Genomic DNA, 14,788 nt, shown 5'->3' with positions numbered 1-14,788 from the left:
CTCAGCATGGGGTAGAGAGACGATCAAAAGCTGGCTTTCGGCAGACAGCCTGTAATAATGCGCGACGTGTCACACTTTGCCGCGAGAGCAGCACGGACACTTACCAGGTGAGACGACGACGTTGAGAGGAACGGGCGATGGAATATGAATTTTTACGCGATGTGACCGGACAGATTAAGGTTCGCATGTCGATGGATCATGAAGCGGTCGGCCACTGGTTCAACGAAGAGGTCAAAAACGATCCGGGATTGCTGGATGAAGTTGAAGCCGCCATTGAAGATGTCAAAGGCAGCGTACGTCAGTGGCAGCGGATCGGCAGCGAGTACACCATTCTGCTGGATGAAGAGGAGGTGATGATCCGCGCCAACCTGCTGGCTCTGGAAGATGACGGTATGGAAGAGGGGATGAACTACTATGACGAAGAGAGCCTCTCGTTCTGCGGCATTGAAGATTTTCAGCTGGTGATCGCTGCTTATCGCCAGTTTATGAACCAGTACGGCAAACCCGTACGGTAAGACAGTAAGGCAATCCTTTAAGGTTATAAGGCCGGGCGAACTCAGCAGCCCGGCCTGTTAACTAACTCAGCGATGCACCGCCACACATTACCAGCTGCTGGCCGGTGATCGCCGCCGCCGCAGGGGAGAGCAGGAAATCGACCAGCCCGGCCACTTCCTGCGGCTGAATATAGCGGCCTATCGGTGGCAGACGGGGCGGTGAACTGGCACGGCCCGGCTGTTGCAGCATCGGCGTTTCGGTGGCGCCTGGCGCCACAATATTGGCGGTAATGCCGCGCGGAGCAAGTTCCGCCGCCCAGCTGCGCACCATACCGATCATCGCCGATTTGGTGGCGACATACTGACTGCGGCCCGCCGCACCGCCTGATGTCCGGCTGCCCAGCAGCACAATTCTGCCGCCCACACGCATCCGCGGTGCAAAATGATTCGCCAGCTGCTCAGCAGCGGCAACGTGCAGTTGCCATAAGCGTGTACTGGCGCTCAGATCCAGCTCCCCAAGCGGCGCGGCCTGCATCATACCGGCTGCATGGATTACCGCCTGCGGCACCGGTAGCGCGTCCAGTAAAGCCTGCAGTGCGGCGCTGTCGCTGATATCGATCTGATGACTCTGCCAGCCCGCTTCTGCCCGGCTTATCGCCGAGCGGCTCAGGCCGATAACCTGCCAGCCCTCATCGAGTAAACGGTCAGCAATCGCCTGACCGATGCCGGAGCTGGCTCCGGTCACCAGCACCATCCGTTCAATCACGCATCACCTCCCTTCACCCATGACTCCGCGACCCGCACATACTTAATCGCCTGACGATACCAGGTGTAGGCGATATGCAGTTCGCCATCCAGGCCTTGTTTAATGCTGGGATAGGAGAACTCACGGTTTAATTTCTGCTGGGAGTTATTGGTCATGCAGTAGCCATCGCCCTCGTCCAGATTGCGCTGCAGCGGCCAGCTTTTACCGCCATCCGTTGAGATAGCCAGCGTCATCGGCGCACGTGGCGCACCCCAGAAAGCGGTGCGACCACTGTGCATCACCGGCTCAGCGGCGACGGCAACATCACTTTCCTCTTCATCATCTTCAATTTCGTCATACAGCGACAACCGGCGTTCGCTGGCACCTTCGGCGCTCATGGCATTGAACACCAGCGCCAGATGACCATTGCGCAGCGTCGTGACCTGAATTGAGGAGTTATTGTTGGGCAGCGACAACGGCTGTGGCGCGCTCCAGCTTTCACCCTGATCAAGTGAGCGGCTCTGATAGATGTGGTCGGCCCAGCGGCTGCGGTAGAGCGCCAGCAGCGAGCCATCATCCAGCAGGGTTACGTTCATATGGACGCAGCCGGTGCTGTCAGGCACGCTGACGTCGCGCCAGCTCTGGCCTTTATCTTCTGAGATTTTTACCGCGCTCACGTCATAGCTGCCGACCCACTTTTCGCCAGGCTGCGTCAGGCAGTAAAACACCGGCAGCAACCAGTTACCGTTGGGCAGCACCACAATCGGCTGGCGAATAAAGGTGCCAGGCTTATCCAGCAGCGTTTTGATCTCCCCCCAGCTCTGGCCCAGATCGTGAGACTGGCGATAGCGAACAATCGCGGTGTCCTGATTGCCCGATTTCTGCGCCGTCCACAGCAGCCACAGTACCTGGTCGGGATCGAGAAACAGCACCGGATTCTGTTCTGAACGGCCCGGATCGTCAGAGAGTTTTTGTGCTTCACTCCAGCGATCGCTGCCTTTTCGCAGCCGTGAACACCAGACAGAGATATCGGCAATCCCTTCCTGCGTGCCGCCAAACCAGACGCAAAGCAGATCGCCATCGGGCAGCGGCAGCAGGTTAGCCGCGTGGTTTTGCGGGCAGGAGGAGGGCAGCATCGCAACCTGCTGCGCGCTATCCTGCGGGTGAGGCGCAAGCAGGCCGGTGCGTTCTGCGGTGACGGTTTCCTGAGTCATTTTAGGCTCCACTGTTTTGTGCATTGTGTTGCGATTGAGGCTGAGACTGGCGTGACGGGATACAGCGGTCAATCACCATAATAATTGCCGGGGTGATCAGCGCCACGTACATATTGTCGATACCAAACGGGTTACCCATCAGGAACCAGACGGAAGTGACAACGCAGGCGCCAATCAGACCGGCATTGGCGCCGCGTGTGCTCTTAAACCACGGCAGGTAGAACGCCATGATCGCCACAACGGTAATCGACAGACGAATCGCACGGGTAAAGAACGAGAGCTTCAGCACTTCCGGGAAGAACAGAACAAACAGCAGCGGGAAGAAGCCGATGCCAATCGAGATCCAGCGTGTCATTTTAAATTCGCGCTCTGGCGTAGGATTACGATAAGGCACGTAAAAGTCTTTCACCACCAGCGAGGCGATGGCCAGCGCCACGGTACCGACGCTGACGAAAATCGAGGCCACCAGCGAGGTGGTGACAATGCCCGCCAGCCACGGTGACATATCCTGCAGAAACACCGGCAGCGCATAGAGGCTCTTGATATCCGGGTGAGCAAACTTCGCTGCCACGCCAATCAGCGCCATCGCCAGACCAATCGGCAGGCAGAAGAAGAAGGCGACCCAGGTGGCGCGCTTCGCTGACTTCACATCTTTGGTGGAGGAGATCGCCTGAATCACAAACTGGGTACAGAAGATCGAACCCACGGTCCCGATCAGCCAGGCCACAATGGTACTGGCACCGACGTGACCATCCCATGTCCAGTAGAACGCCGGCATTTTCTCCATCATCGGGGCGACGCCGCCGGTCATCTTCAGCGCCACATAGAGGATAATCAGGATCCCCATATACTTGATGGCGCTGTGCAGCAGCGTGACCCAGGCCACGCCTTTCATGCCGCCAAACGCAAAGTAGAAGGTGCTGACCACCGCAGTGATAAAAGCCGCCTGGGTCAGATCGATCTTGAGTACGGTGGAGATCGCCGCCGCGCCGCTGATGTAGTTGCCGACGTTTACCAGCAGCAGCGCATAGATCATGATCAGCGAGATAATATTTTTGGTCGAACTGCCATATTTCTCGGCGATAGCACCGGAGATAGTGATCTTGCCGGTGTTGTAGATGCGTTTGACCAGTATCAGGCCAAACAGCGGGAAGCCAATTGCCGCGCCAATCACCGACCACGAGGCGGCGAAGCCATCTTCAAAGGCCGCCTGCGCGGTGCCGATGGTGGATTTTGCCCCGATATATTCAGACATCAGCATAATGCCGACGATAAAAGCAGGCATGGCGCGCGAGCCTTCCATAAAGTCGCCGCTGGTTTTACTGCGCAGCCGCCAGGTGAGCCAGGTGGTGAACAGGATATAGGCGACCACCATGCCGACGATCAGTAAGGTGCTCTCAGTTGAAAATGCTTTCATCATGACCTCGATTGTTCTGGCAGATGGCGACCAGCAGGTTCGTTCTCATCTGACCGGTAGGGTGCAAAGGTGATGGACGTTATTGCAGGTAGTGGTTCACGATTTGACGGATCTGCTGCTGCTCTTCGGCGCTGAACTGCACCGCATAGCGGCTTTCACCCACCTCAAAGCCCTGCAGGCTGACCGCTTTTTTCACGGCGGCCGGTGAGAAACCGATGCTGTACAGTGCGGTGCGCAGGCCGGTGACGTTCTCCTGTGCCTGATGCGAACCGGCAATATCGCCCGCATGGAAGCGCGCCCAGATGGCGTTAATCGCCTCCGGTGCCACGTTTGCCAGCCCGGAAATTGAGGCGGAGCAGCCATCCACAAAACCCTGGTGGATCAGCGAATCCGGGCCGTTCAGCACAGCAAAGTCCTGACAGTCGGCGGTAGCCTGCAGAAAGCCGCTCAGACTTTCATAGCTGCCTGCTGAATCTTTAATGCCGATGATGTTCGGGTGCGCGGCCAGCGTACGAACGGTCTCTGGCTGCAAGGTATTGCCGGTACGCGCCGGGATGTTGTAGAGGAACAGCGGCACCGTAAGCGCATCAGCCACGCGCTGATAGTGGTCGATCAGCTCCTGCTGCTTAAGCGGAACAAACCACGGCGTGATCGCGGAAACAGCATCTACGCCAAGGCGGGCAATCTGTTTGCCGAGCCGGATAGTTTCACGGGTCGAAATCTCCCCGATATGCGCCACCACCGATGCCCGGCCGTTAACTTCATCGACGCAGGTGGTGGTAACCGCGATCTTCTCCTGCTCGTTCAGCACAAAGAATTCGCCGTTGGTTCCGCCGCAGAAGATGCCGTTACCGGCGTTGATCTGGCGTCTGACCTGTTCGCGCTGCCTTTCTGGATCAAAGGCACCTTCCCGGTCAAAAGTGGTGACGATGGCGGTCAGTACGCCGTTTATCTTCTTATTCATGACAATCCTCATTACGCCTGGCAGGAAGGGAAAAGCGTCAGGTAGACGGCGCGCACATCGTCGGCGGTGACCGCCATCGGCACGTTGTTCATCAGACGCTGGACGTCGAGCGCGGCTTCCACTAACCAGGGCAGGTGATCCGGGCTGATGCCCAGGGCTTCCAGGCTGGCAGGCAGCTGCAGCCGCGCCACCAGCGCGGTGAAGTAGTCGACCAGCGCGTGTGATTTCTCTTCATCGCTTAAACGGACGTCGGCGTCGGGCAGCAGATCATAGGCCTGAGCGAATTTGCTCACCGCCGCCGGACGGACAAAGCGCATGCAGGGAGCCAGCAGGATGGCGTTGGCAACGCCGTGTGGCAGATGATATCTGCCCCCGAGCGGGTAAGAGAGGGCATGCACCAGATGTGTCCCGGCATGGGCAATCGATGCACCGCCATAATAAGAGGCCCAGAGCATCTCCAGGCGTGCCTGCAAATTTTCTGGCTCGCGCAGGGTGGTTTCGAGATTAGCGAACAGTTTCTTCATCCCAATCAGCGCATAGTTGTCGCTGACCGGGTTGGCGACATTGGCGGTAAAGCACTCAATCAGATGGCAGAGGGCGTCAATACCGGTTGAAGAGGCAATATGTGGAGGCATGCTGGTGGTCAGTTCCGGCACCAGGGCCACCACATCGGGCAGCATCACCGGTGAAATAATGCCGACTTTGGTCTCTTTCTCCGGGATCGCCAGGATCGCATTGGGCGTCGCCTCAGAACCCGTGCCTGCGGTGGTAGGGATCAGTATTGAACGGGTACGGCGCTGCGGTTTTTCGCCTGCCAGCAGGGCGTCCAGCGAAGGCGCGGCGTCGATGCACAGCACTGAGAGTAGCTTCGCCACATCCAGCACGCTGCCGCCGCCGATGCCAATCACCATATCGACATGGGGCCGGGAGAGCGTCGCGATAATCGCTGCCACATCATGCTGGCTTGGTTCAGGCGGGACGCTGTTGACCACGCTGATACCCGGAATCTGATCCCGAAGTTGACCCATCAGCGCCTGCACTGCCGGAATCGCCTCAATGTTCCGGTCAGTGACCACGACTGCTGTCGATATCCCCTTCAGCAGATAGCGCATGTCGTTTAACGCCTGATAACCGCTAATCACCGTGCTGTTAATGTTCATTTCATACCCTTATTTCTGTCCTGTCTGAGCGGATGATTAATCTTGCTCAGCGCAATGCGAAGTCAGTCACTCTCTGTGGCTAATTTTATAAGGCATATCGATTTCGATTAATTTGAACTTGCTCACATATAATCAATCGTGATTGAATATAATCAAATGCAGTGGCAATCGCCTGACAGGAGTGAGGATGGGCTCATCATTATGGAAAACCCCGGTGCTGGTCATCGCCGATGACTTTACCGGTGCCAACGATGCGGGTAGCGGACTGGCACAGGCTGGCGCCCGCGTACATGTGCTGTTTGGCACGGAGGCGCCGTTGCCAGAGGACGCTGCGGATGTGCTGGTTATCAGCACCGACAGCCGGGCAGTCAGCGCCAGCCAGGCCGCAGAGCGCGTCGCTCAGGTGGTGCAGCACTTCGCCGCACAGCTTCGGCAGGGCTGGCTGTTTAAAAAGATCGACTCCACGCTGCGCGGCAACGTCGGTGCTGAAACCGCGGCTGCGCTGCGAGCCAGCGGCAAAAGGCTGGCGCTGGTTGCGCCGGCCGTGCCACGACTGGGCCGCACCACACGCGAAGGTAAAGTGTGGGTCAATCAGCGGTTACTGACAGACACCGAATTTGCCAGCGATCCTAAAACCCCGATCCTCAGCGCCCGCGTACTCGATCATATGCAGATCGACGGCACGGAGATCGATCTCCCGACGCTGCGCAGCGATCGGCTTGATGCGGTGTTAGCGGCGGCGCACGGCGTGGTGGTGGTGGATGCCGAAAATGAAGCCGATCTGGCGCGACTGATAATCGCTGCGGCGCGGCTGACAGAGAAGCCGCTGCTGGTGGGAGCAGCCGGGTTAAGCGATGCGCTGGGCGCAGCGCTCTCTGTTCGCCCGTCGCGGCCCGTGCTGGCGGTAGTGGGATCGATGAGCAGCAGCGCGCAGCAGCAGATCGCCACGCTGCTTAACCAGCGGGCAGTTGAGATCGTAGATGTCGATATCCGTCAGCTGTTTCAGCAGCCCGCCTGGCCTGATCGGGATCGCTGGATCGAACAGGCTGCCGCCGCACTGCGTGCCGGTCGCCATACGGTGATCCGCACCTGTCAGCATGAATCCCAGCGTCACGACATTGAGCATCTCAGCCAGCAGCACAGCGTGACCCGCCAGCAGCTGGGCGAAGCGATCAGTCTGTTGCTGGGCGAAATGACTCACAGCCTGTGCCGGACACAGCTGCCGCATGCGCTCTATCTGTCGGGAGGCGACGTGGCGATTGCCGTTGCCCAGGCACTGGGGGCCAGCGGCTTTAAAATTCAGGGTCTGGTGGCGGGCTGTGTGCCGCACGGGGTTCTGCTTAACAGTGAATTTACTCTGCCGGTGATGACCAAAGCGGGTGGCTTTGGTGATGAAAATACCCTGGTAGCAGCCATTGGTTTTATTGAGGAGAAGTCGAGTGAGTAAAATTATTGCGATCACCATGGGCGATCCAGCGGGCATCAGCCCGGAAATCATCATTAAGTCACTCTCTGAAGGTGAGCTGAATGGCATCCCGGCGGTGGTGATTGGCTGTGCCAGTACGCTGCGCCACATTATGGCAATGAACATTACGCCACAGGCCGAGCTGCGGGTGCTGGACCGGGTGCAGGATGCGCGGTTTGCGCCCGGCATCATCAACGTCATCGATGAGCCTCTGGCCGATCCCGACGCGCTGAAACCTGGCGTGGTGCAGAAAGAGGCGGGAGATCTGGCGTGGCGTTGCGTGAAGCGTGCTACAGAGCTGGCACTGGCGGGCGACGTACATGCCATTGCCACCGCGCCGCTGAACAAAGAGGCGCTGCATGCGGCAGGCCATCTCTATCCTGGTCACACCGAACTGCTGGCGCATCTTACCGGGACCAAAGATTACGCCATGGTCCTCTACACCGATAAGCTGAAAGTGATTCATGTCACGACCCACATTGCGCTGCGTAAGTTCCTGGACACGCTGAACCAGACGCGCATCAAAACCGTGATTGGTATGGCGGACACTTTCCTGCGTCGTGTCGGTTACAGCGCCCCGCGTATCGCCGTGGCGGGCGTAAATCCGCACGCCGGAGAGAACGGCCTGTTTGGCGATGAGGAGATCACCACCGTGGCGCCCGCTATTGAGGCGATGAAAGCGCAGGGGATTGATGTCTACGGGCCTTGTCCGCCGGACACGGTGTTCCTGCAGTGCCAGGATGGACGGTATGACATGGTGGTGGCGATGTACCACGATCAGGGGCATATTCCGCTTAAACTGCTGGGCTTTTATGATGGCGTCAACATCACCGCAGGCCTGCCGTTTATCCGTACCTCTGCTGACCATGGCACTGCATTTGATATCGCCTGGACAGGTAAAGCGAAGTCTGACAGCATGGCGATCTCTATTAAACTCGCGATGCAGCTCGCATAGGGATATATGAAGGGACAGAGCCGTCTTGACCAGATTATGGATTACCTGAAAAGCCATAATCTGGTGACTGTTGAGCAACTGGTCAGTGCGATTTCCGCCTCACCCGCCACGATTCGCCGTGATTTGATTAAGCTGGATAAAGAGGGCGTGATCAGCCGCAGTCATGGCGGCGTTACCCTGAATCGTTTTATTCCTGCCCAGCCGACCACGCTGGAGAAGATGCAGCGTAACCTGGCCGAGAAGCAGGCGATTGCAGAATGTGCCGCCAGCTTTGTCCGGGCGGGCGATGCGGTCGTGCTGGATGCGGGCACCACTATGCTGGAGCTGGCGCGGCAGCTCACGCATCTGCCGCTGCGGGTCATCACTGCCGATCTGCACATTGCACTGTTTTTGTCTGAGTTTAAGCAGATCGAAGTGACGATTATCGGCGGACGTATCGACGACTCCAGTCAGTCCTGTGTGGGCGAACATGGACGGCGGCTGCTGCGCAGCATCAATCCCGATATCGCCTTTGTCAGCTGTAACTCCTGGAGCCTTGAGCGCGGCATTACCACGCCGACGGAGGAGAAAGCGGGGCTGAAACACGATCTTCTGGCCAATGCGGCTCGTCGGGTCTTGCTGGCGGACAGCAGTAAATATGGCTCCTGGTCGCTATTCTGCGCTTCTGCGGTGGATGACCTGACCGATGTGGTGACCGACAGCCGGTTAGATGAGGCTGTCTGCCGCACGCTGCGCGAGCGCGGGATTACGCTGGCGCTGACCTCCGCCTGAACAGAACGCGCCATGTTGCTCTGACCTGATCAGCAGGACGACAGCAGCACCGCGCGTTTATCTTTATCTCTCGCCGTTAAAACGCGCCGTTAACGCGCGTACGCATCATTCTCTTCGCGCGTAGTCGCGGGTGTGTCCACCGAAACCCGTTCAAACCTCAGTCAGGCAGTTGCCGTGATGAAAAAGCAGGGGGAACAAGAGGGAAGGAGACGCGCAGGTTATGAGCTATAACGCTGCGCGCCTGATAATCAGAGGGTCTTCAGGCCCACTGAGGGGATATTTCTGCCGTAGTAGATCTCGCGCATCTCTTTCCAGAGCAGATCGGTAATGCGCTTGTGCTCCTGCGGAGTGAGATCTTCCGGGCGGGTGTTAAACAGGTAGTGTTTAAGGTCGAACTCTTTCAGCAACATCTTGGTATGGAAGATGTTTTCCTGATAGACATTCACATCCACCATGTCATACATCGCTTTCATATCTTCAGACATGAAGTTCTGAATCGAATTGATCTCGTGATCGATGAAGTGCTTCATCCCTTTCACGTCACGGGTAAAACCGCGCACCCGGTAATCGACGGTGACAATATCTGACTCCAGCTGGTGGATCAGATAGTTCAGCGCTTTTAGTGGCGAAATGACGCCACAGGTGGAGACTTCAATGTCCGCACGGAAGGTGCACAGGCCGCCTGCCGGATGGCTCTCCGGATAGGTGTGCACGCAGATATGACTTTTATCGAGATGAGCCACCACCGAGTTGGGCAGCGGACCGGGGTGCTCTGAGTTATCGATATCTTTCGGATCGATAGGCTCTTCGCTGACCAGAATCGTGACGCTGGCTCCCTGCGGTTCATAATCCTGGCGCGCAATGTTGAGCACGTTAGCCCCGATAATGGAGCAGGTCTCAGTCAGGATTTCCGTCAGACGGTTAGCGTTATATTGTTCGTCAATGTAGGCGATGTAACCATCGCGTTCAGCTTCAGTATTCGCATAGCAAATATCGTAAATACAAAAACTCAGGCTTTTCGTCAGGTTGTTGAAGCCATGTAGTTTTAGCTTTTGCAATTTCGTTCACCCCCTTAGAAATGCACTATCAGCACGCGGCAGATAACGCATTCAACAGATATTGCGGCAGGGCAAAGCTGCCGGTATGGATTGCTGGCGTGTAATAACGGCAGGTCAGGCCAGCGGCCTCGAAACGCGCCTTTAAGGTCGCGGTGTCGAGCTGGCGCAGCGCCGGATTATCACTCGCCCAGGCAAAGGTCATAATGCCGCCGTAGTAGGTCGGAATCGCCGCCTGATAGAAACTGACGTCCGCAAAGTAATGTCCCAGCTTACGATGGCTGTTAACGGCCTCATCCTGTTGCAGGAAGCAGACGCCATTCTGCGCCACAAAGATGCCATTTTCATTAAGGGCCGCTTTGCACCCGGCATAAAATTCCGAGGTAAACAGACTCTCGCCCGGACCAATCGGATCGGTGCAGTCGGAGATAATGACATCAAACTTTTCCTGCGTCTGATTAACGAAGTTCACCCCGTCATCAATCACCAGCGTAAAGCGCGGATCGTCATAGGCACCCGCGCTGTGGTTCGGCAGATACTGGCGACAAAAGGTCACCACGCCCGCATCGATCTCCACCATGGTAATCTTTTCGATCCCGGGATGACGTGACACTTCACGCAGCATTGCGCCGTCACCGCCACCGATAATCAGAACGCTCTTCGCCGCGCCGTGCGCCAGCAGCGGAACGTGGGTCATCATTTCATGGTAGATAAATTCGTCGCGTTCGGTGGTCTGAACGACGCCGTCCAGCGCCATTACGCGGCCCATCGCGGCATTTTCGAAAATGATTAAATCCTGATGCGCAGTCTTCTCACGGTACAGCTCTTTATCGACCGTGAAATACTGGCCAAAACCGGCATGAAGGGTTTCATACCACGTTTCATTGTGGGCCATGGTGCTCTCCTCTGATGACATCGCCATGAAGATGGGCGGCATATGATAGCTAACACTGACCGTGGTTGCACGGTCAATGTCCGGCTGCAGAGGGAAGAATCGTTACCTGACGTAGGCCAGCAGGCTCAGCGAATCGCGGGCCAGTGACTTGCACTTTTTGTCGTTGGTGATGGCGATGCCGCTGAGATCGCGATAGCTATCTTCACCCAGCGCTTTCATGTTGTAGTTGCTGTAGTTGCTTAAATCCCAGCGGTTCTGCTGAGCAAAAAAGACCAGCGCTTTGCGAATCTGCGCGTCCGGTAAATCCTGATAGCCACAATCATTTTTCAGATAGACGAAAACCGCCGTGAGATCGGCCAGATCTTCCGCTTCGGATTCGCTCAGGGCAAAACTGGTGGAGGAGAAGCCAAGGAGTCCCGTCAGCAGCAGGATCCTGATACTTTGCTTCATAGTCGTTCTCTTCAATGGATATTGCTAATGACGTTAGCACAGTTGCTCTCAGGTTTTCGATTAATTTGCCGCTGTGGGCTGCTGCACCGCCTTTTTTTCGTCAGATTCGTACGGGTAAGACTTGACCTTCCCATAAGGTCAGGGTTTAGGCTGTGCGCTCTGATGCCACAAGGATGATCACCATGCAACGTCGCCATTTCCTGAAACTCACTGCCGCACTGAGTGCAGCCGGAGCATTACCGCTCTGGAGCCGTTCGCTGATGGCAGCCACCCGTCCGCTGCTGCCGATTCCGTCTCTGCTGGAACCCGATGCCAGGGGCAGCTACAGCCTCACCGCGATGCAGGGTACCACCCAGTGGAACGGCAAAGCGGTGCCGACCTGGGGCTATAACGGCAGCCTGCTGGGGCCGGTGCTGAAGATGCAGAGTGGTAAACCGGTGACGGTGAACATCCATAACCGGCTCAGCGAAGCGACCACCCTGCACTGGCACGGGCTGGAAATCCCCGGCGCAGTGGATGGCGGCCCGCAGGCGGTGATTGCGCCTGGCGGCTCGCGTCAGGTCTCTTTTACGCCCGATCAGCCCGCTGCAACCTGCTGGTATCACCCGCATCTGCATGGCAAGACCGGGCATCAGGTGGCTCAGGGGCTGGCGGGACTGATCCTGCTGGAAGATAAAGAGAGCGGAACGCTGCGTTTGCCCTCGCAGTGGGGTGTGGATGATGTGCCGCTGATTTTTCAGGATAAGCAACTGACCAAAGATGGCAGCCGCATTGATTATCAGCTCGACGTGATGCGCGCCGCGGTGGGCTGGTTTGGCGATATGATGCTGACCAACGGCGTGCACTATCCGCAGCATGCGGTGCCGCGCGGCTGGCTGCGTCTGCGCCTGCTCAACGGCTGCAATGCCCGTTCGCTGCATGTTGCCGCCAGTGATAAACGTCCTCTCTACGTGATCGCCAGCGATGGTGGCCTGCTGGCCGAGCCGGTAAAGCTCGACTCGCTGCCGATCCTGTCGGGCGAGCGTTTTGAGGTGATGATCGATACCTCTGATGGTAAGAGCTTCGATCTGGTGACGCTGCCGACAGAGCAGATGGGCATGACGCTGCCGCCGTTTGACCAGCCGCTGCCGCTGGTGCAGATCCTGCCGCTGCGGGTGATGGCCAGCGCCACGCTGCCGGATCAGCTGGCGACGCTGCCAGCGCTACCCTCAACAGACGGCCTGACGACACGCTGGCTGCAGCTGATGATGGACCCGCAGCTGGACCAGCAGGGCATGCAGGCGCTGATGCAGCGCTACGGCGAGAAAGCGATGGGCAAGGGCGGTCATCACACGATGTCGCAGACGCCGGAGGAGAAAACGACGGCAGAGCCGATGCCGCCTATGGAAAGCATGGATCACAGCATGCACGGCAATACGCCGCCCGCCGGTTACGATTTCCGCAACGGCAATAAGATTAATGGCCAGGCCTTTGATATGACGAAGCCGTCGTTTGCGGTGAAGCTGGGTGATTACGAGAAGTGGACGATTTCAGGTGAAGGCGATGCGATGCTGCACCCGTTCCACATTCACGGCACCCAGTTCCGTATTCTTTCAGAAAACGGCAAACCGCCAGCCCCGCACCGGCAGGGCTGGAAAGATATAGTGAATGTCGACGGCTGGCGCAGTGAAGTGCTGGTACGCTTCAACTATGTCGCCGCCGCAGAACACGCTTACATGGCCCACTGCCATCTGCTGGAGCATGAAGACACCGGCATGATGCTGGGCTTTACCGTCAGTTGATTACGCCTGATCCAGCGCCAGCTTCACATCTTCAATCAGGTCGCCGGCGTTTTCGATGCCAATCGATAGCCGCACCGTGGCGTCAGTGATCCCAATACGCTGACGCACCGCCTGCGGAACACCGGAGTGGGTGGTGCTGCCAGGATGGCTGGCCAGCGACTCGGTCCCGCCCAGGCTTACCGCCTGCTTAAACAGCGACAGCGCATTAAGAAAACGGAACGCAGCGGGCTGATCGCCGACGATATCAAATGAGAAGGTCGAACCGGCACCGCTGCACTGCTCGCGATAAGTTTTCCCTTCGGCGCTCTCCGCATCCAGATAGGGCAGCCAGTGCAGCTTCGCCACTTTCGGGTGATCGCGCAGAAACGCCGCGACCGCTTCCGCATTCTGCCAGGCTTTCTCCATACGTAGCGACAGCGTTTCCAGCGAGCGGCTGAGCATCCAGCTTGAGTGTGGATCCAGTTGCGTGCCGATAGCGCTGCGCAGGGCGCGTACTTTCGCCATCAGCGCTTTACTGCCCATCGCCGCGCCTGCAATCAGGTCAGAGTGACCGCCAACATACTTGGTCAGCGAGTAGAGCGACAGATCAGCGCCCAGCGTCAGCGGCTGCTGGAACAGCGGGCCGAGCAGCGTGTTGTCACAGGCGATAATCGGTCGTGAACCCTGCTGCTGATCAATCTCATCAGCGATACGCGCCATCAGACGGATATTAACCAGGCTGTTGGTGGGATTCGCTGGCGTTTCAATCAGGATCACCGCTACCCGGCCCTGGGCCATCGCCTGCTGAGCGGCTTCACGCACTTTGACTTCATCATTGCCGTCGCTGAAACCCACTGCTTTGATGTCCAGATTGTGCAGCGTCTTGCTAAGCAGGGTTTCGGTGCCGCCATACAGCGGCTGGGAATGCAGGATCACCTCGCCCGGACGGGCAAACGTCAGCAGGGCAGTGGAGATGGCGGCCATACCGGAAGAGAAGAGCGAACAGCTCTCCGCCTGCTCATAGACCGCCAGCCGATCTTCTACAATTTCGCTGTTAGGGTGGTTAAAGCGGGAATAGACCAGCCCACCCGATTTGCCTTCCGGCGGCTCACGTCGGCCAGAGACGTAATCAAAGAAATCCCGTCCCTCTTCGGCGCTGTCAAAGACAAAGGTCGAGGTCAGAAATACCGGCGGCTTCACCGCACCCTCAGAGAGGCGGGGATCGTAGCCATAGTTCAGCATCTGGGTTTCAGGGTGCAGCGGCCTGTCGCCGATATGCGTTTTTTTGCTTGAAGATGAAGTCATTGTGATCTCCGGCCAGCGGCGCGAGTAGGGTAACGATCTGTTGGATAAAGGCTACCATGCAGCGAATCATGCTGGTAAATGCCAGAATGTTCTAAGGTAATGCGCATTTCAGCGAGCCGCAGGCGGCGGGTAATAATT

General features: G+C 57.6%; 14 protein-coding genes. 5 read left to right on the top strand and 9 right to left on the bottom strand.

All coding sequences use genetic code 11. The features are described 5' to 3' along the window. The first annotated feature begins 137 nt into the window (after positions 1-137). Positions 138-515 (top strand): protein YacL, encoded by a 378-nt coding sequence (gene yacL, locus HFD94_RS18610; RefSeq protein ID WP_010253973.1) that lies wholly within the window; start codon positions 138-140, stop codon positions 513-515. Positions 516-576: 61 nt separating this feature from the next. On the opposite strand, the gene HFD94_RS18605 is transcribed toward yacL, so the two are convergent. The 5 genes from HFD94_RS18605 to HFD94_RS18585 form a co-directional block, all read right to left on the bottom strand. Beyond that, complete coding sequence (locus tag HFD94_RS18605) at positions 577-1,248, bottom strand: SDR family NAD(P)-dependent oxidoreductase (protein ID WP_031292874.1); 672 nt, start codon at positions 1,246-1,248, stop codon at positions 577-579. A gap of 8 nt (positions 1,249-1,256) precedes the next feature. Continuing rightward, positions 1,257-2,453 (bottom strand): exo-alpha-sialidase, encoded by a 1,197-nt coding sequence (locus tag HFD94_RS18600; protein ID WP_022625428.1) that lies wholly within the window; start codon positions 2,451-2,453, stop codon positions 1,257-1,259. Between the two features lies 1 nt (position 2,454). Next, on the bottom strand, positions 2,455-3,870 hold the full coding sequence (locus HFD94_RS18595; RefSeq protein ID WP_031292876.1) for a sodium:solute symporter family protein: 1,416 nt from the start codon (positions 3,868-3,870) through the stop codon (positions 2,455-2,457). A gap of 79 nt (positions 3,871-3,949) precedes the next feature. Next, positions 3,950-4,834 carry a dihydrodipicolinate synthase family protein gene (locus HFD94_RS18590; RefSeq protein ID WP_033770977.1) on the bottom strand — a complete coding sequence of 295 codons (885 nt, stop codon included), beginning with the start codon at positions 4,832-4,834 and terminating at the stop codon, positions 3,950-3,952. An 11-nt stretch (positions 4,835-4,845) separates the two neighbouring features. Next, entirely contained in the window at positions 4,846-5,994 is a 1,149-nt protein-coding gene (locus HFD94_RS18585; protein ID WP_052271103.1) for an iron-containing alcohol dehydrogenase, read from the bottom strand. Between the two features lie 187 nt (positions 5,995-6,181). Here HFD94_RS18585 and HFD94_RS18580 point away from each other — a divergent pair, with 187 nt between their 5' ends. The 3 genes from HFD94_RS18580 to HFD94_RS18570 are packed head-to-tail and all read left to right on the top strand — an operon-like array spanning position 6,182 to position 9,185. After that, positions 6,182-7,441 carry a four-carbon acid sugar kinase family protein gene (locus tag HFD94_RS18580; protein ID WP_167433370.1) on the top strand — a complete coding sequence of 420 codons (1,260 nt, stop codon included), beginning with the start codon at positions 6,182-6,184 and terminating at the stop codon, positions 7,439-7,441. Continuing rightward, positions 7,434-8,414, top strand: coding sequence for a D-threonate 4-phosphate dehydrogenase (locus tag HFD94_RS18575; protein WP_167433369.1), 981 nt, complete (start codon positions 7,434-7,436; stop codon positions 8,412-8,414). The genes HFD94_RS18580 and HFD94_RS18575 overlap by 8 nt, the downstream gene beginning before the upstream one ends. Positions 8,415-8,420: 6 nt before the next feature. Then, on the top strand, positions 8,421-9,185 hold the full coding sequence (locus tag HFD94_RS18570) for a DeoR/GlpR family DNA-binding transcription regulator (RefSeq protein WP_167433368.1): 765 nt from the start codon (positions 8,421-8,423) through the stop codon (positions 9,183-9,185). A gap of 248 nt (positions 9,186-9,433) precedes the next feature. On the opposite strand, the gene speD is transcribed toward HFD94_RS18570, so the two are convergent. The 3 genes from speD to HFD94_RS18555 form a co-directional block, all read right to left on the bottom strand. After that, positions 9,434-10,243 carry an adenosylmethionine decarboxylase gene (gene speD / locus HFD94_RS18565; protein WP_010253978.1) on the bottom strand — a complete coding sequence of 270 codons (810 nt, stop codon included), beginning with the start codon at positions 10,241-10,243 and terminating at the stop codon, positions 9,434-9,436. Between the two features lie 28 nt (positions 10,244-10,271). Beyond that, entirely contained in the window at positions 10,272-11,135 is an 864-nt protein-coding gene (gene speE, locus HFD94_RS18560; protein WP_010253980.1) for a polyamine aminopropyltransferase, read from the bottom strand. Between the two features lie 102 nt (positions 11,136-11,237). After that, complete coding sequence (locus HFD94_RS18555) at positions 11,238-11,585, bottom strand: YacC family pilotin-like protein (RefSeq protein ID WP_003854673.1); 348 nt, start codon at positions 11,583-11,585, stop codon at positions 11,238-11,240. A gap of 182 nt (positions 11,586-11,767) precedes the next feature. On the opposite strand from HFD94_RS18555, the gene cueO reads away from it, so the two are divergent. Continuing rightward, complete coding sequence (gene cueO / locus HFD94_RS18550; protein ID WP_045140768.1) at positions 11,768-13,366, top strand: multicopper oxidase CueO; 1,599 nt, start codon at positions 11,768-11,770, stop codon at positions 13,364-13,366. Here the strand turns inward: cueO and HFD94_RS18545 are convergent, their stop codons facing one another. Next, complete coding sequence (locus HFD94_RS18545; RefSeq protein ID WP_022625436.1) at positions 13,367-14,650, bottom strand: cystathionine gamma-synthase family protein; 1,284 nt, start codon at positions 14,648-14,650, stop codon at positions 13,367-13,369. Positions 14,651-14,788: the final 138 nt, after the last annotated feature.

This window comes from Pantoea sp. EKM20T (assembly GCF_011800485.1).
Lineage (GTDB): Bacteria > Pseudomonadota > Gammaproteobacteria > Enterobacterales > Enterobacteriaceae > Pantoea > Pantoea agglomerans.
Note: the sequence above shows the minus strand (reverse complement) of the source record. Positions and strands in the feature narration are given on the sequence as shown.

What these genes read in the sequence shown, in the direction of transcription:
- cueO (WP_045140768.1), top strand. Translation starts at nt 11,768, where the DNA reads ATGCAACGTCGCCATTTCCTGAAACTCACTGCCGCACTGAGTGCAGCC.
- HFD94_RS18570 (WP_167433368.1), top strand. Translation starts at nt 8,421, where the DNA reads ATGAAGGGACAGAGCCGTCTTGACCAGATTATGGATTACCTGAAAAGC.
- speE (WP_010253980.1), bottom strand. Translation starts at nt 11,135, where the DNA reads ATGGCCCACAATGAAACGTGGTATGAAACCCTTCATGCCGGTTTTGGC.
- HFD94_RS18590 (WP_033770977.1), bottom strand. Translation starts at nt 4,834, where the DNA reads ATGAATAAGAAGATAAACGGCGTACTGACCGCCATCGTCACCACTTTT.
- HFD94_RS18600 (WP_022625428.1), bottom strand. Translation starts at nt 2,453, where the DNA reads ATGACTCAGGAAACCGTCACCGCAGAACGCACCGGCCTGCTTGCGCCT.
- HFD94_RS18545 (WP_022625436.1), bottom strand. Translation starts at nt 14,650, where the DNA reads ATGACTTCATCTTCAAGCAAAAAAACGCATATCGGCGACAGGCCGCTG.
- HFD94_RS18585 (WP_052271103.1), bottom strand. Translation starts at nt 5,994, where the DNA reads ATGAACATTAACAGCACGGTGATTAGCGGTTATCAGGCGTTAAACGAC.
- HFD94_RS18595 (WP_031292876.1), bottom strand. Translation starts at nt 3,870, where the DNA reads ATGAAAGCATTTTCAACTGAGAGCACCTTACTGATCGTCGGCATGGTG.
- HFD94_RS18605 (WP_031292874.1), bottom strand. Translation starts at nt 1,248, where the DNA reads ATGGTGCTGGTGACCGGAGCCAGCTCCGGCATCGGTCAGGCGATTGCT.
- HFD94_RS18555 (WP_003854673.1), bottom strand. Translation starts at nt 11,585, where the DNA reads ATGAAGCAAAGTATCAGGATCCTGCTGCTGACGGGACTCCTTGGCTTC.
- yacL (WP_010253973.1), top strand. Translation starts at nt 138, where the DNA reads ATGGAATATGAATTTTTACGCGATGTGACCGGACAGATTAAGGTTCGC.
- HFD94_RS18580 (WP_167433370.1), top strand. Translation starts at nt 6,182, where the DNA reads ATGGGCTCATCATTATGGAAAACCCCGGTGCTGGTCATCGCCGATGAC.